Here is a 22,194-nt window from a genome sequence, read left to right on the forward strand (position 1 = left end):
AAAGAGAGAAGGGTTGCTCGTGGAAGCAGTTTTATATTTAATTATGGCAATATTGATTATTTATAATATCAGATTATCGTTGCAATTAACTAAAGTACGTCAGGCTAATATTAGAACTGTGGATTCATTGGGTCCCGAAGAAACTAAAATATTGGCGGATTATGCAATTGAGAAACGAAGATGGCAAATTTTAGGTAATGTGTTATTTTTTATGGCACTTGTGTGCGCATTCGTTGGAACGACTATTGAGACGAGTTTCTTCGTTACATTGTATGTTGTGACGATGATTGCGGTGAACCGGTCGAGAATTAGGGTCAATAAATTGTTGTTATTGGACAATTAATAATTAACAAATGGTAAAGGTTTCCGCCAATCATCGGTGCTTTTAAGTGATTTATGCTATTCTAGAATGAATAAGAAAATTTTCCGGAGGGTTATTGTGAAACGATTTAAAGATTATTCAATATCCTTGCTGAAAGGGTTAGCTTCTTTAATAATTCTTTTAGCGATAGGAAAGTTACTCATTCCGTCTGATTGGCAGTCACTAAGTAATTATTATCTAATATTAAATTTTTTAACGTTTTATCCATATAACCTTGAGTTAGACGGATTAAATAAAAAGGTTATTCAGAAATTTAAAAAAGATGAAGCGGCAGAGCCAAAATCTAGACAAGAAATGAATACACGCAAGATATCAACTGAAAACGTGACTCGATTATTGATTCATGTTGTTCAATTTGCAGGATTGATTTTAATTGCACCTGGTCAATTCATGTATTATTATTTGATCAAAAATTAAAAGTTTAAAAATATTCCAATCGTTAATTAACTAACGATTGGAATATTTTTTTATGAAATGATTTGACAAAAGAATAAAAAACCCATATAGTCATATATTGTTAACGAGGTTAACTGTTTCTAAATTAGTTAATGCCATTAACGAATAAAGAGAGGGTGGATAATTTTGTTCAAAGAATTGATATCAAATAACAAGAAGGTCATTGTATATATTGCAATTGCATGTTTAATTCCAAGCTTAATTGCATATGGAATGTACAAATTAGTTTCAAATAAGCAACAAATGGATACAGGTAATTTAAAAGTAGCTATTATAAATAACGATAAAGAAGCGTCGTTCAATGGGGAAGAAATAAATGTTGGTAAGGAAGTTACTAAAATCCTTAAGACAAATAAGCAGGCTAATTGGAAATTTGTCAGCGCAAAAACGGCAAAGAAACATTTAGATTCAGGTGATTATACAATGTCAGTAACGTTGCCAAGTAATTTTTCAAAAAATGCAACGACTGCACTAGATAAGACGCCGAAAGTAAGTTTGTTAAAGACAAAACAATCGGATACAAATAATTATGTTTCTCAATTAATTACAAAACAAGTTGCAGAACAATTGAAATCACAAGTTTTAACGAATATTCAAAAAGCATATGATTCTGCCTTACTGAGCTCTGTTAAACAATTAGGGTCAGGGGTTAAAGAGGCCTCAACGGGTGTAAAAACCTTGAATAAAGGGACCATTAAATTAAAAAATGGTAGTAAAGAAGTGACTAGAAACTTAGATACACTAGCAACAAGTATGGTAACTTTCGATAAAGGGAATCAAACGTTAAAAATGGGATTGAACACTTATACTAATGGTGTAGATACGTTAGCAAGTGGCGTCAAGACGTATACTAACGGTGTCAATACTTTAGTTGATGGTGACAAGCAATTATCAACAGGAATCAATACGCTTGTTGCTAGTGCACCAACATTAGCGAATGGGGTAACGCAGTATGTTGCGGGGAATAAAGCATTAGATGCGGGCCTTTCTACCTTACAAAGTGGTGGTTCGACATTGGCAGGTGGTGTTGGAAAATTGGCTACTGGGGCAAACACGTTGAATTCTAATTCAGCTGATTTAAATGCTGGTGTTCAAACATTGGCTGCAGGCATGTCAGGTAGTCAGTCACTACCAATGGCAGTTGCAGGGTTAACAGCTTACTCAACTGGTATTAAAACGGGTGTCACGCAAATTCAAACGAAACTAAAATCTCGTAGTGATATTATTGAACACATACCAGAAATCATTAAACAAATAAAAGAAACGAAAAATGGGTCACAAGAATTAAAAAATGAACTTGCTGAAATTCAAGAATCAGTCACAACATTGCAAGCATTACCTGCATTAGTGACACAATTGTTGGCAGCGGGCGACAAACTAACGACTGTCCAAGCTCAAATGGATAAAATTAATGCAAGTACAACAGGTAAAATGGGTGCTATGTTAATTTATAATAGTATGTCAGCAGGTTCTAATAAGAAAGTTCAGACGCTGATTACTAATTCAAAAACAATGAGTCAAGAAGAAAAAGATATCGTATTAAAACAAGTAACAACAACAGATACCGATATTGCAAAAGTGGGTACAAATGCAAACGGAATAAAAGATAATTTATTAACAACGAAAGCGATGCTAGAAGAAACAATGGGTGATATGAATTCACTCATGACCCAATTTAAATCAACAATGGGTGATGTAGATCTTGCTGCTATGTTAAAGAAATTTGATACAATTACAACACAAGCAAATGCATTGTTGAGTGGTACGGATGCATTAACAGGTGATTCAATGATTGGTCTCTTAAGTGATACAAAAGATTTAAGTGATCAAATTGATACATTAGTGACAGCATCAAATTCTAATGAACAAGTTGCTAAAAAATTGAATGCCAGTGTTAATGGCTCAAGTGTTGATGTAACAAATGAAAAAACGATTAGTGATACGATTAATCAATCAACTATGACAAATAGTGTTGGGAAGTTGTCTGCGGGTATTTTAAGTTATACAGCAGGAACATCACAAGTAACGGATGGGATTAATCAATTAAATAGTAATGTTCCAACTTTAACAACTGGTGTATCTGACCTAAAAGCGGGATCACAAAAACTTGTGACAGCTGGTGGTCAACTTGAATCAGGGACACAAACATTAGTAGCAGGAGGAACTCAATTAAAAGCGGGGTCTGATAAACTTGTTAGTGGTGGGTCACAATTAACGGCGGCTAGTCCACAATTAGCAACAGGTGGGTCACAATTAACGGCAGCTAGTCCACAATTAACAGATGGAGAGACGCAATTGGCATCTGCTAGTCCACAATTAGCTGATGGCTCAAGACAATTAGCTGATGGTTCAAAACAAGTGACAACTGGATTGGGTACAGCAAATGATGGTGTAACGTTATTAAATACTAAGCTAGTTGATGGTGCATCACAAGTTGGAGATATTAATTCATCACCTAAAAATGTTGCACAATTTGTTGAACCTGTTAAAACTGAATCTGAGAGTAATAATCTTGCAAAAACATTGAAAAATACGCTTGCCCCATTAGTGATTGTTTTATCATTATTTGTTGGTGCAATCGTGACACAATTGATTTTATTCAGATACCGTAAGAAAAATGAATTATCACAAAATTGGTTACAAAATCTTTTCTTAATGTTATTTATTTCAGCCATTCAAACGGCAGGTGTTCTCTTATTAACGGTGTTCTTTAATGTGACAATAGAACATTCAATTAGTTTCGTGATCTTTACGTTCCTTTCAGGGGTCATCTTTACACTCTTATGTGTAGTGATTGATGAATTGCTTGGAACAATGGGAATTCTCTTGTCATTAGCACTATTATTAGTTCAATTAGTGATTACAGGACAAGTTATTCCAAATACAATGTTATCAAATACTTATCAAGTTTTTGCAACATTTTTACCAGTTACTCATGTGTTAAATGGCTTTACTTACGCAATTAATAGTCAAGGTTCAGGGATGATTGGACCGGTACTTGCTTTACTTGCTACAGTAGCGGTATTAGGTGCAATTTGGGCCTTCTTAAATCGTAAGCAATTAACACTACAATCTGAAAATACGGCTGATTAAATATAGTAATTAACTGTGTTGTATGCTAACTTTAACTATACGCATAATGATGCAAGGGAGAAATAGCATGACAACAAGTAATTTAATGGAAGACTATATTAGCATGTATTTAGGAACATTTAAGTATGTAGAAGGCTTTATTTCACAACCCACTGGTGAGTATAATTTATCTTTTGAACAATTTTTAATTTTAAAAGATATTCATAATGCTGAAAATATTAGCATGGTGGATATTGCTAAAAAGAGAAATGTTTCAAGAAGTGCAATTGCACGTCAATTAAACGTTTTAAAACAATTGAAATATATTTACCAAGAACAAGATACAATTGATCGAAGACGAATTAATCTGCGATTATCTGATCAAGGTGCAAAAGTGGAGCACGTTGTGACCGAATCAATTAAACAGCGTTTTGATACTTGGGTGGATGTTTTAGGTGAAACTAAAGTCGTTGAATTGCTTAGTTTAATGAAAGAATTTGGTAATAAAATAATGGTAAACGGAAAATAATTTTCTGTTTACCATTTTTTTGTTTAAAAGTATTGTATGCGTTTTCTAAAAGAGGTATGCTAACACAATATATTACTAGAAAATAAAATCATTTTTGATTGCGTTTTTTGGGGATTAAAGTAATATGAAGAGTATAGAGTTAATTATTAAAATTGAAATCATAACTGGAGGAAGAATATGTCAAAAATTATTGCAATTAACGCAGGTAGTTCAAGTTTAAAGTTTCAATTATTTAGTATGCCGGAAGAAATCGTCATCGCTAAGGGATTGATTGAAAGAATTGGTCTTAAAGATTCAATTTTGACGATTAAATATGATAATGGTAAAAAGTATGAAGATGTCTTGGATATTGACAATCATTCAGTAGGGGTACAATTATTACTTAAACTTCTCCTTAAATTAGATATTATTGCTGATTTCAGTGAAATTTCAGGTGTGGGACATCGTGTTGTTGCTGGTGGTGAGTACTTTAAGAAATCAACATTAGTGAACGCTGATACAATTGCCAAAATTGATGAATTATCTGAATTAGCCCCATTACATAATCCAGCTAACCTTTTGGGTATTCAAGCTTTTGAAGAAATTTTACCAGAAGCCACAAGTGTTGCTGTATTTGATACAGCTTTCCATCAAACAATGCCAGAAGAAAGTTACTTGTACAGTGTGCCTTATGAATGGTATGAAAAATATGGCGCAAGACGCTACGGTGCTCATGGGACAAGTGTTCGTTATGTCGTCTCAGAAGCTGAAAAATTATTTGATAAAGATCCTAAAGAATTAAAATTAATTACACTTCACTTAGGTGCTGGGGCATCAATTACAGCTACTGTTGGTGGTAAATCAATTGACACATCAATGGGCTTCACACCACTTGCTGGAATTACAATGGCCACGCGATCAGGTGACGTGGATGTGTCGTTGATTGCTTACATGATGAAACAATTAAAAATCACAGATATTGATGAAATGATTAATATCTTGAATCGTGAATCTGGATTAGTTGGTATTTCAGGCATTTCTCCTGATATGAGAGATGTTAAAGCGCAATTAGGTAAAAATCCTCGTGCTGATTTAGCAGTTAAAATTTATGCGCATAATATTGTTAAATATATTGGTCAATACATTGCAGAAATGCAAGGTGTTGATGGTATTATTTTCACAGCTGGACTTGGTGAAAATGATCGTGTTATTCGTCGCCGTGTTGTTGAACATTTAGCTTATCTAGGTATTGGATTTGATGCTGAAAATAATGAAAAAATGGGCGAACAAGTCATGCTTAGCACACCAGAATCTGCTGTTAAGGTCATTGTTGTCCCAACAGATGAAGAATTGGTTATCGCACGTGATGTGCAATCATTAATGTAAGAATAAGCCTTTAGAATAGTGCTCTGAGATGAAGAAGATGTCGTGTTACGATGTCTTTTTTATTTTGTAACAAAACGGTAATATTTAAAGGGTTAACAAGTTATTAAAAAAGTGTTAAATTAAACATTATAAATTATTAATATTGACAACAAATTGTTGTCATCATTCGGAGGCGTAACATAATGAGTAGTTGTAAACTTGATATTATGAGTGAGTATCAAGCAGCGATGCAAAAGCTTGCTGATCTTAGAAGTAACATTGGAAATAGACAACAATCATCAATTCGAGATAGTTTTTTTAAAGAAGAAAAATCGCTTGAAATGGAATGTTCTGAACTAAACATTTTATTAGAAGCAATTGATGTTGCGGAAGATTAATTTTACTTTTTGGAAAATAAAAGTAGTGAAAAACGATTAAATTCAGAAATGAATTTAATCGTTTTTTTTGTTCTTATTTAAAGTAATTAATTTATAGATACCTAAGAATGACAATATGAGTAAAATAATACCCACAACTGTGGCGAAAATATCGACTGTGGCAGCCACCTGTGCCCAAGCGTTCCCAGCAAATGCACCAAGATAAATTAAAACAGTATTCCAAATGAGTGTACCTAAAAAAGTTAGAGGAATAAAGTAGCGTAATTTACATTTTGTAATGCCAGCGGGGATTGAGATTAGACTTCGAACAATTGGGACAAAGCGGCCTAAGAAAATGGCACGATTTTCATATTTTATAAAAAATTCAGTAGCTTTTGCGATATGGGTGGGTTTTAAACCAAGCCATGATCCGTATTTACTGGCAAAAAATTGATTTAAGCGGTCAGTACTTAAAAAGCGGCCAATTGAATATAAAATTAAAGCGCCAATAGTGGCACCAATGGTAGCAGATAAAATTAATCCAATCGGTTCGAGATTACTGGATAGTGTCATAAATCCAGCGAACGTTAAAATGATTTCAGAAGGAATCGGTGGGAAAATGTTTTCGATTGCGATAAGTAACGCAACACCTAGATAGCCATGTTGGCTGATTAAGTCAATAATGGTTTCTTGCATTTGGGCACCCCTTTTATTTGATAGATTAAGCATATCATGTTGTTAGGAAACAAAGTAAATAAAAAGATTAACTTAATAAAAAGTAAATAGTTTTCGTATTCAGAGTTTAATTTGGTACAATTGAAATAAGAAATAAGACGGCTTAGGGTGATAAAATGAAAATTGAGGAATTACACAAAGTAGAGTTAGATTTAATTCAGGAAATTATTACAATTTGTCAAAAAAACGACATCAAGTATTTTATGATTGGTGGTAGTTTATTAGGAGCGGTCAGACATCAGGGATTTATTCCATGGGATGATGATGTTGATATCGGTATGGTAAGAGAGGACTATGATCGATTCTTACAAGTGGCACCCGAGGCACTTAGCCAGCCTTATTATTTTCTTCAAACGGATCAAAGTGATCAAAAATATGCGTTTGGTTATGCCAAGTTACTGGATGAATCTATTTATATTGAAGAGAAAAGAAATATTAACGATGCTAGAAAAGGTGTTTTTGTGGATATATTTCCTTTTGATAAGGTTCCAACGGGGAATGTTGAACGTTCAATCCAACAGTCACGATACAAATATCTGAATGCTCGAATTATTTTATTGAGTAATTATCGGTTATTGGATACTGAAATTAACGCAAAAATCAGAAAATTACAACCAGACCAAAGTCTCAAAATAAAAGAATATAAAGAAAAAAGAGAAGAACTTGTTAGAACCTATAATCAAGATAGAACACTTATGGAATATAAGAATTTGGCTTCACAATATTCATATGAAAAAGAATTATTATCAGAAAAGGAATTGGCGTCTGTTATTTCAGTTCCTTTTGAAAACCTTACGGTAACTATTTTGAGTGCATACGATGCAATTTTGAGCCGCTTGTACGGCGATTATTTACAACTACCGCCTGAAAGTAAGCAAATTGAAAAGCATATTGAGAAAGTGACTATTTTAGATCGAAATCAGTTTGTTTTTGATAACGGAATTGATTGATTTTATAGTGCAAATGAGATACGTTTAAAGATAACGAATGGAGGGGCTTTCAAATGGATGAAAAATCAATTATTGATGAGCGGTTAATTGACCGGAAATTTACAATTGATAGCCAAAATAATCAAGGTACGGTTGTATTCTTTGGCATCTATTATCACTATTTCAGTGATGAAACTTTGAAAATTGGTGATACTGTTCAGATTATTAAAACGCACGTTGAGGGATTGGATGTAAAAAAATATAAAGGTGGTTAAATTATTATGTTAGGACTTTTAGTTGTTATTATTATCGTTGCTGTACTATTGGTGGTTATTTTACCGGCTACAATCAGAATTATCAGGCAACCGCATCAAGGCGTGGTTATTACTTTAGGAAAATATGAAACAACATTGGCTCCAGGATTACATTTCATTAAACCATTTATTTCTTCAGTAATTCGAGTAAGTACAGCACAACAGCCTTTAGATCTTGATAAACAAGTTGTGATAACAAAAGATAATGCTGAAATTGAAGTGAAGATTTCATTAAAGTATCACGTAACTGATATCCAAGATTTCGTGTTTAAAAATGAAGATTCAGTGCGTAGTATGATTCAAGATACGCGTGCATCATTACGTGGCATTATTGGTAATAAAATGTTGGATGAGGTTTTGAATGGGACACAAGAAATTAATCGTGGTTTATTTGGCGAAATTTCTAATGTAACTGCTGGATATGGATTGAATGTTGATCGAATTAATATTGATACAGTTAAGCCATCAGTTGAAATTCAAGATTCAATGAATAAACTTTTGAAAGCTGCTAGAAATCGTGATGCAACTGTTGCAGAAGCTGAAGGTTATAGTAAGTCAGTTGCATTGAAAAATAAAGCGGATAATGATGCATGGGTTAATTCAGCTCAAGCTAAAGCTGAGGCGGTTAAAAAGACAGCTGATGCCGAAGCTTACCGAATCGATGCAGTGAACCTTTCATTAACTAAAGTTGACGATGGTTATTTTGTCAGTCAAAATATTGAGGCTTTCAAAGAACTTGCAAAGAGTGAGGCAAATACAGTTGTTATGCCTAGTAATGCAATTGACGGGTTGGGACAAATTCCAGCAATCAGTACTTTATTAAAACAAAAAGCTAAATAAAACTTTCAAGAGGTTATTCCTTGAAAGTTTTTTTACTAGGAATGAGCGTGTTTAAGTTGAAAATTATGATTGATGGGGATGCCTCTCCGGTTAAAAATGAGGTTATCTCTGAAGCTGAGCATAGAAAGTTAAGTGTTCTATTAATTACAAGTACACCACATTTTTCAACTAAAGAATATCCTGAAAATGTGTCAGTCAGTTATGTTGATCAAGGACCAGATGCGGCAGATTATCGAATTGTAAAATTGGCTGAAAAATCCGATATTGTTATTACACAGGACTATGGGCTAGCCTCACTTTTATTTCCAAAAGGTGTGATTGTGATGCATCATAGAGGCTTTGAATACACAAATTATAATATTGATGGTTTATTAGAATCGAGATACATGAGTGCCATGGCAAGAAAATCAGGCCAACGGACGAAGGGGCCAAGTGCCTTTTCAAATCAAGATAGAGCTAATTTTAAGGAAAAATTTAACCTATTATTGAATGAAAAAGGCTATTAAATAAAATATAAAGAAAAGAAGGGGCTCATTTGCGATCGTTAACGTCAGGTAATCCAGCAAAATTAATTTTTATGTTCACCATTCCGTTATTGGTTGGTAATTTATTTCAACAATTATATAGTATTTCTGATACATTAATTGTTGGACAAACGTTAGGCGTAGATGCACTAGCCGCAGTTGGTTCAACCGGAAGTATCCAATTTTTAATTATTGGATTTGCACAAGGATTGACTGCGGGGTTATCCATCATTACGGCACAACGTTTTGGTGCAAAAGATTATCGTGGTGTGAGAAAGAGTTTCGCAGTGGGGCTTATGATCAGCTTAGTTGCGACGATAATTTTAACAGCCGTTAGTTTATTTTTTGTAAAAGATATTTTAACGCTCATGAAGACGCCAACAGAAATATTTGGGGATGCACAAACTTTTATTAGTATCATCTTTGGCGGTATCTTTGCTTCAATGGCGTTTAATATTTTATCTAATATTATTCGGGCCTTGGGTGACAGTCGCACGCCGTTGTACTTTTTAATTTTTGCCAGCATTATTAATGTTGGGTTAGAATTATTGTTCATTTTAGTCTTTCATTGGGGAGTTGCGGGGGCTGGTTTTGCAACCATTATTGCACAATCATGTTCTGTCGTATTCTGTCTCGTTTATATTTATCGAAAGATTCCCGTTTTACATATTGGGCGACATCATTTTAAAGGCATTACAAAGAAGGATATTAACCAACATCTTTATGTAGCATTGCCAATGGCCTTTCAAGCCTCAATTATTGCGATTGGTGCCATTATGCTACAATCTGCTTTAAATGGGCTAGGAACGACTGCAGTTGCCAGTACGACTGCAGCATCGAAGATTGATCAGTTATCGACGCAACCAATGATGTCATTTGGAATTGGAATGGCAACTTTTACTGCTCAAAATTATGGCGCAAAAAAATATAGTCGCGTTTTAGACGGGGTTAAAAAATGTTTGTTGATGTCAGGGTCATTTAGTATCGTGGCAAGTTTGTTAGTCATTCTGTTTGGACAGCAGTTGGTAACGTTGTTTGTTGGAAATAATGCGCCAAAAGTGGTGGCATTATCACAAGTCTATTTCAATATTAATGGGTCATTTTACCTCTTATTATCAGTATTATTTGTTATTAGATATACGTTACAGGGGTTGGGACAAAGTATTGTGCCAACAGTTGCCGGAGTTGTTGAATTGTTAATGAGGTCATTTGCGGCTATCTTTTTAGCTGGTGCATTTGGTTATGCAGGAGCTTGTTTTGCAAATCCATTAGCTTGGGGTGGCTCATGTGTTGTTTTAATTTATTCATATGTGAAAGCAGTTAAAAATTTAAAACGATTAGATTCTGAACAAAAGGCAGAAAATAAATTTGTCTAACTAGTTATGACAACAGTGAGGAAATATGCTATACTAATTAACGTTCTGCGGGCGTAGTTTAGTGGTAAAATTCCAGCTTCCCAAGCTGATGTCGCGAGTTCGATTCTCGTCGCCCGCTTAAAAAGTAGTTATAATAAATTATTTTAAATCCAAGATTGTGTATCTTGGATTTTTTTTGTGCAAAATTTTAACTTTTAAATCGTTTTTAATGAATTAAAATGATTGCAATTGTGTGTTATTTTTGCTAACTTTAGTAACTGATATTAGTTCTTTTTTTTCAGTGAAAAGAACTTTAAAGTGCACAGAATTAAGGGGGAAGAAATTGGATATTTTACTAAAACATGCAAAAAAATATCGTATGGATATTTTTTGGGCAGTTGTTATGGTCGTAATTATGGCTATTTCAACATTATGGCAGCCTAAGTTGTTACAAAAAGTAATCGACGCTATCTTGAAAGATCAAGGTGATAAGATTACAACACTTGGGTTATATTTAATCGGTGTTGCTGTTGTTGGACTATTGGCTGGGGTCGTGAACACGATTTTGTCAGCTAAAGTCGCGCAATCAATGAGTGCAGATATTCGTGAAACAGCTTTTAGAAAGATTCAAACCTTTTCTTTTAGCAATATCGAACGATTCCAAGCAGGGAATATTGTTGTCCGTTTAACGAATGATATTACACAAATTCAAACGTTAATTATGACCATTCTTCAGTCATTAATTCGAGTACCTATCTTATTTATTGGTGCTTTTATTTTAGCGATGAATACCATTGCTGATTTATGGTGGGTTATTGTTATTTTAATTGTATGTGTCTTAGGTATCTCAATGTTGACTTTTGGTCGTATGGGACGCCATTTTGGGATGATGCAAGGGTTAATTGATCGTGTGAATGAACTGGCTAAAGAAAATTTAATGGGCGTACGTGTTGTTAAATCCTTTAACCAGGAAAAAAATGAAGAAAAACGGTTTGATAAAGTTTCTGATGATTTAAATGCACAAAACATTTACGTAGGAACGTTATTTTCTGTTTTGATTCCTGCATTTACATTAATTGGGAATATGGCCGTTGTAGCTGCCATTTATTTTGTTGGTGATCTGGCTAAAACGGATCCAAGTACGGTTACAGCAATTACGTCGTTTGTTAATTACTTAATGCAAATCATGTTCGCTATTATTATTGGTGGAATGATGATGACATTTAGCGCTCGTGCAATGGTGTCAATCAAGCGATTACGTGAAATTTTGGATGAAGAACCAGATATTTATTATCCAGATGTTCCAGAAGAAGCGTTAACAGGTTCTGTTAGTTTTGAAGATGTCTCATTTTCATATGAGGGTGATGATAAACCAACACTTAAACACGTTAGTTTTAATGTTAAACCTGGAGAAATGATTGGGATTGTTGGGGCAACTGGGTCAGGTAAATCAACATTAGCTCAAATGATTCCACGTTTATTTGATCCACAAGAAGGAACGGTTAAAGTTGGTGGCGAAAACCTGAAAGAAATCAACGAAAAATCACTTCGTAAAACAGTTGCATTTGTGCTACAAAAGGCTATTTTATTCTCAGGGACGATTGCAGATAATTTACGTCAAGGTAAAGAAAATGCAGACGAAAAGGATATGGATATTGCCAGTCAAATTGCACAAGCATCTGAATTTATTAATCGGTTGCCAGCACGCTATGATGCAGAAGTTGAAGAACGTTCAGCAAACTTCTCAGGTGGTCAAAAACAACGCTTGTCAATCACACGTGGGGTTATTGGTAAACCTAAAATATTAATTTTGGATGATTCCACGTCAGCACTTGATGCACAATCTGAAAAATTAGTTCAAAAAGCGTTAAATAATGAATTAAAAGAGACAACAACATTTGTGATTGCCGAAAAAATTTCATCTGTGATTAATGCTGATCGCATTTTTGTGATGGATGATGGTAAATTAGTTGGCGAAGGCTCACATAAAGAACTTGTTAAAAACAGTCAGATTTATCAAGAAATTTATAATACTCAAAAAGGAAAGGAGACTGTCTAATGAAAGATATGAATAGATCTATGGCATTCTTCTTCCACTACTTGAAACGTTATAAATTAGGCTTTACAGTCATGACTATAGCGATTATTGCATCAACCTATTTCCAAGTTAAAGCACCTGTATATATGGGAAAAGCAATTACGGCTTTGGCTAATTATGTGATTGGTTTAACAAAAGGAGTGAGTGATAAAGGAAACTTTGTTAACTCACTGTGGATGTTATTTTTATTCTACATTTTCTCAATTGTTGCAATGTTCTTTTCAAATATTATTGTGACATTTATTACGGGTAATTCAACAAACAGAATGAGAAAAGGATTATTTGGAAAATTACAAAAAATGACTATTCGTTTCTTTGATTCACATAAAGATGGTGATATTTTAAGTCGTTTTACAAGTGATTTAGATAATATTTCAAATGCAATGAACCAAGCTTTGGGACAAATTATGAGTAATATTGCCTTGATGATTGGGATTATTATTATGATGTTCCAACAAAATGTTGAGCTTGCTTGGGTAACCATTGCATCAACTCCTGTTGCATTAATTCTTGCTGTTATCTTAATTTCTAAAACGCGTAAGTATGTTGATATTCAACAAAAAGAAGTTGGTAAGTTAAATGGCTACATTAATGAAAAAATTAGTGGTCAGAAAATTGTGATTACTAATGGTCTTCAAAAAGACGCCATTGATGGTTTCTTGCCATATAATGAAAGTGTTCGTAAAGCAACTTTCAAAGGGCAAGTTTACTCAGGAATGCTTTTCCCAGTAATGAATGGTCTTTCATTGGTTAATACAGCTATCGTTATTTTCTTTGGTAGTTGGTTAGCCTTGAATGGTGATATGGGTCGTACAACAGCTTTAGGACTTGTGGTGGTGTTTATTCAATATTCACAACAATTCTATCAACCAATTTCACAAATTTCTTCATTGTACAGTATGTTCCAGCTTGCTATAACAGGTGCTAGTCGTTTGAACGAAATGTTTGACGAACCCAATGAAGTTAATTCAATGGACAAAAAAGAATTAACAGGTTTAACGAGTGGTGTTAAATTGAAAAATGTTGATTTTGGCTATAATCCTGGTAAAGAGATTTTACATGATGTTTCAATTAATGTTGATAAGGGTGAGATGGTTGCATTAGTTGGGCCAACTGGTTCGGGTAAGACGACAATCATGAACTTGTTGAATCGATTCTATGATGTTACAGGTGGTTCAGTTGAATTTGATGGTGTGAATGTAAAAGACCTTGAACTTCAGAGTCTACGTAATCATGTGGGGATTGTTCTTCAAGAAAGTGTTCTATTCTCAGGAACAATTCGAGATAACATTGTTTTTGGTAAACCTGAGGCATCAGATGAAGATATGATTTCTGCCGCTAAACAAGCTAATATTCATGATTTTATTATGAGTCAAGAAAAGGGTTATGATACGACAGTGTCGGATGAAAATTCAGTTTTCTCAACGGGTCAAAAACAATTGATTAGTATTGCAAGAACAATCTTAACGAATCCAACACTTTTAATTTTAGATGAAGCAACGTCTAACGTTGATACGGTAACCGAAGCTAAAATTCAAAAAGCGATGGATACAGTTATTCAAGGACGTACTAGTTTTGTTATTGCTCATCGCTTAAAAACAATTTTAGATGCTGATAAAATTGTTGTCTTAAAAGATGGAAAAGTGATTGAACAAGGTAATCATCAAGAGTTATTAGATCAAAAAGGGTTTTATTCTGAATTGTATAATAACCAATTTGTGTTTGAATAAGCAGTAATAAAGGAATTTAAAAAATTAAACATCCAACCTGAATTCATTTTTTGAATTTAGGTTGGATGTTTTTTATTTGTAAATATGATATAAAATTACATAATTAAATACTTAATAGTAATTTTTGTTGTAATTTTATATCGTTTAAGTTATGATGTATTTATCGATGGTAGCGTTTTCTTTTTCGTTAGGATGGAGGATTAATACAGATGCTAGGTTTTTCAATTTATTTGGGTGATGGGATTAATAATGAGACTAAACATTATATTAAGGTGATGCACGATGCAGGATTTGAGGGGGTTTTTACGTCGTTACATATTCCTGAAGAAGATAGTGGGACAATAATTAAAGCGTTAAAAATTTTAGGACAGTTATGTCTTAAAAGCAATTTTACGTTAATGGTTGATATTTCAGAGAAAAGTTTGAACTTATTAGATTTTGATTTAAAAGAGACAGGGGTTACTGGATTAAGAATTGACGATGGCGTCAGTATGGAAAAAGTGGCTGCGTTGTCAACTGATATTGAAATTGGATTAAACGCTAGTACAATTTCAGATTTGGATATTCAGCAATTAACGGATAATCACGCAAATTTTAAAAATATTGAAGCGTGGCATAATTATTATCCTCGACCAAATACAGGATTGGATGAAAACTGGTTAAAAAATAAGAACAGTTGGTTAAAGCAATCAGGATTTAGGACGATGGCTTTTGTACCAGGTAACGAATCGTTTAGAGGTCCAATTGGCAAGGGATTGCCAACGTTGGAAAAACATCGCCATTATCATGTTTTGGCAGCGATGATAGATTTAATTCAAAATAATCATACAGATAGTGTTTATATTGGTGATCCACGTATCTCTGGAGGCACAATAAGTAAAATAGTTAATTATTTTAGATATCAAACGATGGAAATAAACATTGAAAGTACTTATAGTGAGCTGAGTAAGAAAACATGGCATAATCGAGCTGATGTGGCAAGAGACGTCGTTCGATTAGAAGAGGGCAGGATCAGAAATAAGGCTATTATAGCCCCATTTAACAATAAAAAGGTCCGACTACGAGGGTCTATAACGCAAGATAATAAATTATATGGTAGATATGTTGGCGAATTACAGATTGTGAAAACTAATTTACCCATTGATGATAAGGTAAATCTGATTGGGCGGGTTAAGCCTGAGGATTTGGATTTAATTGACTATATAGGCGCAAGACAGAAAATAAAATTTAATCATACAAACATAAAAGAGGAATAGACTATGGATATTACAAAATTAACAACAGAAACTAGAAATAAGCAAACAATGAATTTAGATGAATTAACACATTCTGAAATTGCAAAACTAATGAATGAAGCTGATATGACGGTACCTAAAAGTGTAGAAAAAGAGTTACCTCAAATTAATACTGCTATTAGCAAAATTATTGAATCGTTTAATAATGGTGGACGATTAATTTATATGGGAGCAGGTACTAGTGGCAGATTAGGCGTCTTGGATGCCGCTGAGTGTGTTCCCACATTTGGGACAGATCCAAGTTTAGTTCAGGGATTAATCGCTGGTGGTATGCAGGCGATGACAATAGCCGTTGAAGGTGCCGAAGATTCGGTAGCATTAGGTGAAGCAGATTTGGTAAAGATTCAATTAACAGCGTTAGATACGGTTGTAGGAATTGCGGCAAGTGGCAGAACGCCCTATGTCATTGGTGGGCTTGATTATGCGAAGTCTGTAGGCGCAAATACAGTAAGTTTAGCATGTAATAAAAATTCACTAATCGGTCAGCATGCAGATACGGTTATTGAGGTTGAGGTTGGTCCAGAAGTCTTGACAGGTTCTACCCGCCTAAAGTCAGGGACAGCTCAGAAATTAGTTTTAAATATGCTTTCAACAATTTCGATGATTGGAATTGGGAAAATATACAAAAATTTAATGGTAGATGTAAAGCCAACAAATGAAAAGTTAGTCGAACGATCAAAACGTATTATTATGGATGCAACGGGAGTTAGTTATGAACAATCGGAGCGGGCATTTGAAAGTTCTGAGCACGATGTTAAGCTCGCAATTGTTATGATTTTAACGGATGAAGATGTTGTACAAGCTAAAGAAAAATTAGAAAAAGCACATGGGTTTGTTAGAGAAGCAATCAAATAAATTATTTGGAGGAACTTTATCATGGCAGACAAAAAAATTAAAAAAATTGCAAATGAAATTTACGATAATGTTGGTGGACCAGAAAATGTTGAAAAATTAATTCATTGTATGACTCGGGTGAGGATGACAATTAGGGATGAAGATAAAGTAGATATTGAAAAATTAAAAAATATTGATGGAGTTATGGGTGTTGTTGAAGATGACACGCTACAAGTAGTCGTTGGCCCAGGAACAGTTAATAAAGTTGCGGATGAAATGGTTGATCAAGTAGGCGTTAAATTGGGTGAACCATTTCCTGCAAAGTCTTTAGTAGAATCGACAGAAATGACTGATAAAGAGTTGGTTGAGAGTAAGGCAGCTGAAGTTAAAGCGGCACATAAAGCTAAACAAAAACAGACACCAATAAAAAAAGTACTTAAATCAATTTCAAATATCTTTGTGCCATTAATTCCAGTATTTGTTGGAGCCGGGTTAATTGGTGGATTAGCGGCTGTTCTTGGAAATATGATGGTTGCTGGAGATTTGAGTTCAAGTTGGACAGATTTTATTGCTGTGTTGAATGTTATTAAAAACGGTGTTTTCAGTTACTTAGTTATTTATGTAGGGATAAATAGTGCTAGCGAATTCGGTGCTACTCCTGGACTTGGTGGTGTTATTGGAGCTGTTACTTTACTGAGTGGGGTAACCCCAGAAGCACCACTACACAATATTTTTAATGGTCAGGCATTGAGTGCTGGTCAGGGTGGTATTATTGGTGTTATTTTTGCAGTATGGGTATTAGCCTTTTTAGAAAAAAGATTACATAAATGGATTCCAGATTCATTAGATATCATTATTACACCCACAATTTCATTATTTGTCATTGGGATGATGACCATTTTCTTAGTCATGCCAATTGCAGGGGTTATTTCAAACTCTTTAGTTACATCAATTAATTGGGTTTTAGAAGTTGGTGGCGCATTTTCTGGGTTTGTTTTAGGAACTTTCTTCTTACCAATGGTAATGTTAGGATTACATCAAATTTTAACGCCTATTCATCTTGAAATGATTGCTAAGACAGGGTCTACTTTATTATTACCAATTTTAGCAATGGCAGGAGCGGGACAAGTTGGGGCAGCAATTGCATTATGGATTCGTTGTCGTAAAAATAAAAAATTAACGAATTTAATTAAAGGTGCTTTACCAGTTGGATTTCTAGGGATTGGGGAACCGTTAATTTACGGGGTAATTTTACCTCTAGGACGACCAATGATTACAGCTTGTTTAGGTGGTGGAATTGGTGGTGCGGTAATCGGTGGTATGGGTCATATTGGTGCAATCGCAATTGGACCTTCTGGTGTAGCTCTGATTCCTTTAATCAGTAACGGTCATTGGCTGGGCTATATTTTTGGATTACTTGCGGCATACGCAGGAGGTTTTGTATTAACGTTCTTCTTTGGTGTTCCAAAAGATGCTATGATTGAAACAGAGGCATAGCATCATTATGAAAAAGAGGTAAAGGCATGGAAAATTGTTTGTACACAATTAAAGTTAATATGGATAAATATACAAAAGTAGAGCGGAAAGTAGCACAATTTATTTTAGAGCAACCACAGAAAGTAATAAGAATGAGTACACAGAGCATGGCAGATGAAGTGGGAGTTAGTACTGCAGCAATCACTAGATTTGGTAAAAATATGAGTGATAGTGGTTTTCCAGGCTTAAAATTGGAATTAGCAGCGGAGATTCAAGTCGATCAATCGATGCTTGAGGAAATTGATCCTAATGATAATTTAAAAATAACGAAACAAAAATTAACGATGAGAATACAACACACAATTGAAGAGTCTAATAAAACGTTAGACGAGAGAGTTACAAGTGCAGCAATAGCGATTGAAGAGTCAAAAATGATTTACGTTTATGGACTTGGTGCATCAGAAATTGTCGCTAAAGACTTTCAACAAAAATTTATTCGAGTTGGGAAATCTGTGATGGAAACACTTGACACACATTTGATTGCTGTTGGGATGTCTCAATTAAAAGAAAGAACAATCTTATTTTTAATATCAAATTCAGGTGAAAACCAAGATGCAATTAAGTTAGCGAATCTCGCAAAGCAACAAGCAATTAAAGTTATCGTTTTAACACACAACAAGAAAAGTGCGCTGGCAAAGTTAGCTGATATTGTATTAGAACATGATAATAGCGGGGAAAATAAAAAATTTAGAAGTGCTGCAACAACTTCTCTAATAGCGCAGTTGTATGCGGTAGATCTTATTTATTATTCTTTCGTATCAATTCATTTTAATGATAGTATAAACAGATTGACTGATTCAAGGGATATCGTAAAGAAGTACTTTACTAAAAATCAATCTAAATGATAAAATCACTATCTTTTACAATATTAATTTGTTACAATCAAGTTATAAATTCGATGATAAAAGCTAGTAAACTAATTAATTTCAAAGCGAGTCTAGGTTGGTGGAAGCTAGATAAAGGCGTTAGTTGAATCGTACTTTTTAGAAATAACTGAATACTTTGAGTGGATATTAATCAATTAGAGTGGTACCGCGGGAATTCTCGTCTCTTACATAATTATTTGTAAGGGGCTTTTTTTATACAATTTTAGGAGGAATGGATAATGAATTATAAACAACAAGTTGCACAAGTATTGGTTGCTGTCGTTGATGGAAACCTAACTGAAGAAGAAATTATTGCCAAAATTGAAACACCAAAAAGTTCTGATATGGGAGATTATGCATTTCCAGCTTTTGCATTAGCTAAAGCGTTCAGAAAAGCACCTCAAATGATTGCTAAAGATTTAGTAGAACAAATTGATCAAAGTCAATTTGAATCAGTTGCAGCAGTCGGACCTTATGTGAACTTTTTCTTGAATAAAGCGGCATTTAGCCAAGATATCATTGAACAAGTGCTCTCAAATGGTAGTGAATATGGGGCATCTGATATTGGTCATGATGGGAATGTACCGATTGATATGTCATCACCTAATATAGCTAAACCCATTTCAATGGGACATTTACGCTCAACCGTGATTGGTAATTCAATCGCTAATATCTTATCTAAAATTAATTACAACCCAATTAAAATTAATCATTTAGGTGATTGGGGGACGCAATTCGGTAAGTTAATTACTGCTTACAAATTATGGGGTAGTGAAGCAGAAGTTAAAGCAGACCCTATCAATAAATTACTTGAATACTATGTTCGTTTCCATAAAGAAGCAGAAGAAAAACCTGAATTAAATGACGAAGCCCGTGCTTGGTTTAAAAAACTTGAAGATGGCGATAAAGAATCTATCGAATTGTGGACATGGTTCCGTTCAGAATCTTTAGCTGCCTTTAACAAAATTTATGACATGCTTGGTGTTCAATTTGATTCATTTAAAGGGGAAGCCTTTTACAATGACAAGATGGACGAAGTTGTCACAATGTTAAAAGATAAAAACTTGTTAAAAGAAAGTCAAGGCGCAGAAATTGTTGATCTTGAGAAATATGATTTAAATCCTGCTTTGATTCAAAAAACGGATGGTGCCACACTTTATATTACGCGTGATTTGGCTGCAGCTATCTACCGTAAACGGACGTATGATTTTGTACAATCATTGTATGTGGTTGGTAATGAACAAGCTAACCATTTCAAACAATTAAAAGCTGTTTTAAAAGAAATGGGTAATGATTGGTCAGATGATATGCACCATATTCCATTTGGTTTGATTACACAAGGTGGTAAGAAATTATCAACGCGTCAAGGTCGTGTTATTTTACTTGAAGAAGTCTTAAATGATGCAACTGACCTTGCTAAAAAACAAATTCAAGATAAAAATCCTGATTTACCAAATGCTGAACAAGTTGCTAAGGATGTTGGTGTTGGAGCCGTTATCTTCCATGATTTGAAAAATGAACGGATGAATAACTTTGATTTTGTTTTAGAAGAAGTTGTTCGTTTTGAAGGTGAAACAGGTCCTTATGTTCAGTACTCAAATGCTAGAGCACAAAGTATTATCCGCAAAGCGGGTGACGTTGTGATTAGTGAAAGCAATAACGAACTTTCTGATCCTGCTGCATGGGATACAATTAAGTTACTTGGTGATTTCCCTAAAATAATCAAGCGTGCTGCTAAAGAGTATGAACCATCAGTGATTGCTAAATATGCTATTCATTTATCAAGAGCTTTTAATAAATATTATGCAAATTCAAAAATTTTAGTTGAGGATGATCAAAAATTAGCACGTTTAGCACTTGTTCAAAGTGTAAGTGTTGTTTTAACAGAATCATTAAGATTATTAGGCGTCAATGCACCGAAAGAAATGTAATTCTTAAAAAAGTTAACTTAATTGTTAACTTTTTTATTTTGTTTAATGCTTAGTTTGTATCCTTTTTGATGATGGTTGTGCGTTTAGACACAAAGTGAGTGTGCGAATGTACCAGAGTGAATTTTTTGTATTTGCTACTGTTGGATTAACGATTTAGAGCTATCAGTGAATCGAAAAAATAAACCAGGGTCTCCAAAATCCGAAAAATAAATCGACATTCTATATTTAATCTGATAGTGTTGATAGTTATATATCATAAATATGGGCATTAAGGGAGTAAAGGGATGATTACAGAAAAAGAAATGAAAAGGTATCGATCAGAGTTTGTTGGTCATGAGTTATTTAGGTGTTTGAATGATGTTGAACAAACCGTTTGTTTTGAACAAATTACTTTTAAACGATTTTTAAAGGGAAATGCTATTTTTGATATGAATGATAAACGTGACTTTATTTATGCTGTATTGGATGGGTTAGTCAAAATTGAACGGGGTGACCGTGCTGGTATTTTTCAAAATCACATGTACGTTACACCAAAACAATTGTTTCCAATTGGTGGGATGCTGCAGAGTGAATACTATACGGTTTCAAGTCGTGCTGCTACAAGGGTAACCGTTGCTAAAATTCCGGTTGTACTTATTGAAAATTTAATTAAGACACATTACGAAGTTTCCGCTTATTTATTTGGTCAATTTGAAAACATTTTAAATTGTTCAGAGGTGTTAAGGTTAAGAACGGTATGCAGTAGTACGACAACGCGAATTACACAAGCATTACAATATTTAAGTGAAAATTTAGCAGATAAGCATGGTGAAAATAGTCGGCGAATTCCGTATGTAATTACGCATGAAGATATTGCGACAATCAGTGGGACGCGGCGTGAAACGGTTGGCCGTGTTATCCAAAAGTTAGTATTAGATGGTTATATTATTAAAGATTCAGGGATGTTAATATTTGAATCAAAATTCAATAAAATGAATAAAATTGTCTTAAATTAAGCGTATTATTTCGATATTTTGCTGTCTTTTGCTATACTAAGAATAAATACTC

The 22,194-nt window shown here is 34.0% G+C and carries 20 protein-coding genes and 1 tRNA gene; 20 read left to right on the plus strand and 1 reads right to left on the minus strand.

Going from position 1 to position 22,194, the window contains the following annotated elements:
- Positions 1–19 precede the first annotated feature (19 nt).
- The 6 genes from ACVPPR_RS03305 (at position 20) to ACVPPR_RS03330 (ending at position 6,181) form a co-directional block, all read left to right on the plus strand.
- Positions 20–343: a hypothetical protein gene (locus ACVPPR_RS03305; RefSeq protein ID WP_462304635.1), complete on the plus strand. Its 324-nt coding sequence runs from the start codon at positions 20–22 to the stop codon at positions 341–343.
- Positions 344–439: 96 nt separating this feature from the next.
- A complete protein-coding gene (locus ACVPPR_RS03310) occupies positions 440–799 on the plus strand; it encodes a hypothetical protein (protein ID WP_462297734.1) in 360 nt (119 codons plus the stop codon).
- Positions 800–964: 165 nt separating this feature from the next.
- Positions 965–3,931: a YhgE/Pip family protein gene (locus tag ACVPPR_RS03315; RefSeq protein ID WP_462304636.1), complete on the plus strand. Its 2,967-nt coding sequence runs from the start codon at positions 965–967 to the stop codon at positions 3,929–3,931.
- 67 nt (positions 3,932–3,998) lie between these two features.
- Positions 3,999–4,439 carry a MarR family winged helix-turn-helix transcriptional regulator gene (locus ACVPPR_RS03320; RefSeq protein ID WP_462297731.1) on the plus strand — a complete coding sequence of 147 codons (441 nt, stop codon included), beginning with the start codon at positions 3,999–4,001 and terminating at the stop codon, positions 4,437–4,439.
- A 177-nt stretch (positions 4,440–4,616) separates the two neighbouring features.
- Positions 4,617–5,804, plus strand: a complete 1,188-nt coding sequence (locus tag ACVPPR_RS03325) for an acetate/propionate family kinase (RefSeq protein ID WP_462297730.1) — start codon at positions 4,617–4,619, stop codon at positions 5,802–5,804.
- 182 nt (positions 5,805–5,986) lie between these two features.
- Entirely contained in the window at positions 5,987–6,181 is a 195-nt protein-coding gene (locus ACVPPR_RS03330; RefSeq protein ID WP_462297729.1) for a hypothetical protein, read from the plus strand.
- Between the two features lie 54 nt (positions 6,182–6,235).
- Here ACVPPR_RS03330 and ACVPPR_RS03335 read toward each other — a convergent pair whose 3' ends face one another.
- A complete protein-coding gene (locus ACVPPR_RS03335; protein WP_462304794.1) occupies positions 6,236–6,856 on the minus strand; it encodes a DedA family protein in 621 nt (206 codons plus the stop codon).
- A gap of 155 nt (positions 6,857–7,011) precedes the next feature.
- Here ACVPPR_RS03335 and ACVPPR_RS03340 point away from each other — a divergent pair, with 155 nt between their 5' ends.
- The 14 genes from ACVPPR_RS03340 to ACVPPR_RS03405 all read left to right on the plus strand — a co-directional run bounded on the left by ACVPPR_RS03340 (position 7,012) and on the right by ACVPPR_RS03405 (position 22,142).
- Complete coding sequence (locus tag ACVPPR_RS03340) at positions 7,012–7,845, plus strand: LicD family protein (RefSeq protein ID WP_462297727.1); 834 nt, start codon at positions 7,012–7,014, stop codon at positions 7,843–7,845.
- 53 nt (positions 7,846–7,898) lie between these two features.
- Positions 7,899–8,099, plus strand: a complete 201-nt coding sequence (locus tag ACVPPR_RS03345; RefSeq protein WP_462304637.1) for a hypothetical protein — start codon at positions 7,899–7,901, stop codon at positions 8,097–8,099.
- A 6-nt stretch (positions 8,100–8,105) separates the two neighbouring features.
- Positions 8,106–8,978, plus strand: coding sequence for an SPFH domain-containing protein (locus ACVPPR_RS03350; protein ID WP_462297724.1), 873 nt, complete (start codon positions 8,106–8,108; stop codon positions 8,976–8,978).
- Between the two features lie 56 nt (positions 8,979–9,034).
- Positions 9,035–9,484 (plus strand): YaiI/YqxD family protein, encoded by a 450-nt coding sequence (locus ACVPPR_RS03355; RefSeq protein ID WP_462304795.1) that lies wholly within the window; start codon positions 9,035–9,037, stop codon positions 9,482–9,484.
- A 29-nt stretch (positions 9,485–9,513) separates the two neighbouring features.
- On the plus strand, positions 9,514–10,878 hold the full coding sequence (locus ACVPPR_RS03360) for an MATE family efflux transporter (protein ID WP_462297722.1): 1,365 nt from the start codon (positions 9,514–9,516) through the stop codon (positions 10,876–10,878).
- Between the two features lie 47 nt (positions 10,879–10,925).
- A tRNA-Gly gene (locus tag ACVPPR_RS03365) sits at positions 10,926–10,996 on the plus strand.
- Positions 10,997–11,236: 240 nt separating this feature from the next.
- The gene (locus ACVPPR_RS03370) at positions 11,237–12,916 is read left to right on the plus strand and encodes an ABC transporter ATP-binding protein (protein WP_462297753.1); all 1,680 of its coding nucleotides are present in this window, start codon (positions 11,237–11,239) and stop codon (positions 12,914–12,916) included.
- Positions 12,916–14,685 carry an ABC transporter ATP-binding protein gene (locus tag ACVPPR_RS03375; RefSeq protein ID WP_462304638.1) on the plus strand — a complete coding sequence of 590 codons (1,770 nt, stop codon included), beginning with the start codon at positions 12,916–12,918 and terminating at the stop codon, positions 14,683–14,685. Before ACVPPR_RS03370 ends, ACVPPR_RS03375 begins: the two co-directional genes overlap by 1 nt.
- A gap of 209 nt (positions 14,686–14,894) precedes the next feature.
- Positions 14,895–15,941, plus strand: coding sequence for a DUF871 domain-containing protein (locus ACVPPR_RS03380; protein WP_462304639.1), 1,047 nt, complete (start codon positions 14,895–14,897; stop codon positions 15,939–15,941).
- A gap of 3 nt (positions 15,942–15,944) precedes the next feature.
- Complete coding sequence (gene murQ, locus ACVPPR_RS03385) at positions 15,945–16,835, plus strand: N-acetylmuramic acid 6-phosphate etherase (protein WP_462304640.1); 891 nt, start codon at positions 15,945–15,947, stop codon at positions 16,833–16,835.
- A 21-nt stretch (positions 16,836–16,856) separates the two neighbouring features.
- Entirely contained in the window at positions 16,857–18,311 is a 1,455-nt protein-coding gene (locus tag ACVPPR_RS03390; RefSeq protein ID WP_462297716.1) for a PTS transporter subunit EIIC, read from the plus strand.
- Positions 18,312–18,337: 26 nt separating this feature from the next.
- A complete protein-coding gene (locus tag ACVPPR_RS03395) occupies positions 18,338–19,195 on the plus strand; it encodes a MurR/RpiR family transcriptional regulator (RefSeq protein WP_462304641.1) in 858 nt (285 codons plus the stop codon).
- 260 nt (positions 19,196–19,455) lie between these two features.
- Positions 19,456–21,147 carry an arginine--tRNA ligase gene (argS, locus tag ACVPPR_RS03400; RefSeq protein ID WP_462297713.1) on the plus strand — a complete coding sequence of 564 codons (1,692 nt, stop codon included), beginning with the start codon at positions 19,456–19,458 and terminating at the stop codon, positions 21,145–21,147.
- Positions 21,148–21,431: 284 nt separating this feature from the next.
- Positions 21,432–22,142, plus strand: coding sequence for a Crp/Fnr family transcriptional regulator (locus ACVPPR_RS03405; RefSeq protein ID WP_462304642.1), 711 nt, complete (start codon positions 21,432–21,434; stop codon positions 22,140–22,142).
- Positions 22,143–22,194: the final 52 nt, after the last annotated feature.

It is taken from the genome of Dellaglioa sp. L3N, from assembly GCF_054941095.1.

Coding starts and splice junctions, on each gene's coding strand:
- ACVPPR_RS03370 (WP_462297753.1), top strand. CDS start 11,237: ATGGATATTTTTTGGGCAGTTGTTATGGTCGTAATTATGGCTATTTCA.
- ACVPPR_RS03335 (WP_462304794.1), bottom strand. CDS start 6,856: ATGCAAGAAACCATTATTGACTTAATCAGCCAACATGGCTATCTAGGT.
- ACVPPR_RS03345 (WP_462304637.1), top strand. CDS start 7,899: ATGGATGAAAAATCAATTATTGATGAGCGGTTAATTGACCGGAAATTT.
- ACVPPR_RS03340 (WP_462297727.1), top strand. CDS start 7,012: ATGAAAATTGAGGAATTACACAAAGTAGAGTTAGATTTAATTCAGGAA.
- argS (WP_462297713.1), top strand. CDS start 19,456: ATGAATTATAAACAACAAGTTGCACAAGTATTGGTTGCTGTCGTTGAT.
- ACVPPR_RS03405 (WP_462304642.1), top strand. CDS start 21,432: ATGATTACAGAAAAAGAAATGAAAAGGTATCGATCAGAGTTTGTTGGT.
- ACVPPR_RS03380 (WP_462304639.1), top strand. CDS start 14,895: ATGCTAGGTTTTTCAATTTATTTGGGTGATGGGATTAATAATGAGACT.
- ACVPPR_RS03395 (WP_462304641.1), top strand. CDS start 18,338: ATGGAAAATTGTTTGTACACAATTAAAGTTAATATGGATAAATATACA.
- ACVPPR_RS03350 (WP_462297724.1), top strand. CDS start 8,106: ATGTTAGGACTTTTAGTTGTTATTATTATCGTTGCTGTACTATTGGTG.
- ACVPPR_RS03330 (WP_462297729.1), top strand. CDS start 5,987: ATGAGTAGTTGTAAACTTGATATTATGAGTGAGTATCAAGCAGCGATG.
- murQ (WP_462304640.1), top strand. CDS start 15,945: ATGGATATTACAAAATTAACAACAGAAACTAGAAATAAGCAAACAATG.
- ACVPPR_RS03390 (WP_462297716.1), top strand. CDS start 16,857: ATGGCAGACAAAAAAATTAAAAAAATTGCAAATGAAATTTACGATAAT.
- ACVPPR_RS03320 (WP_462297731.1), top strand. CDS start 3,999: ATGACAACAAGTAATTTAATGGAAGACTATATTAGCATGTATTTAGGA.
- ACVPPR_RS03325 (WP_462297730.1), top strand. CDS start 4,617: ATGTCAAAAATTATTGCAATTAACGCAGGTAGTTCAAGTTTAAAGTTT.
- ACVPPR_RS03375 (WP_462304638.1), top strand. CDS start 12,916: ATGAAAGATATGAATAGATCTATGGCATTCTTCTTCCACTACTTGAAA.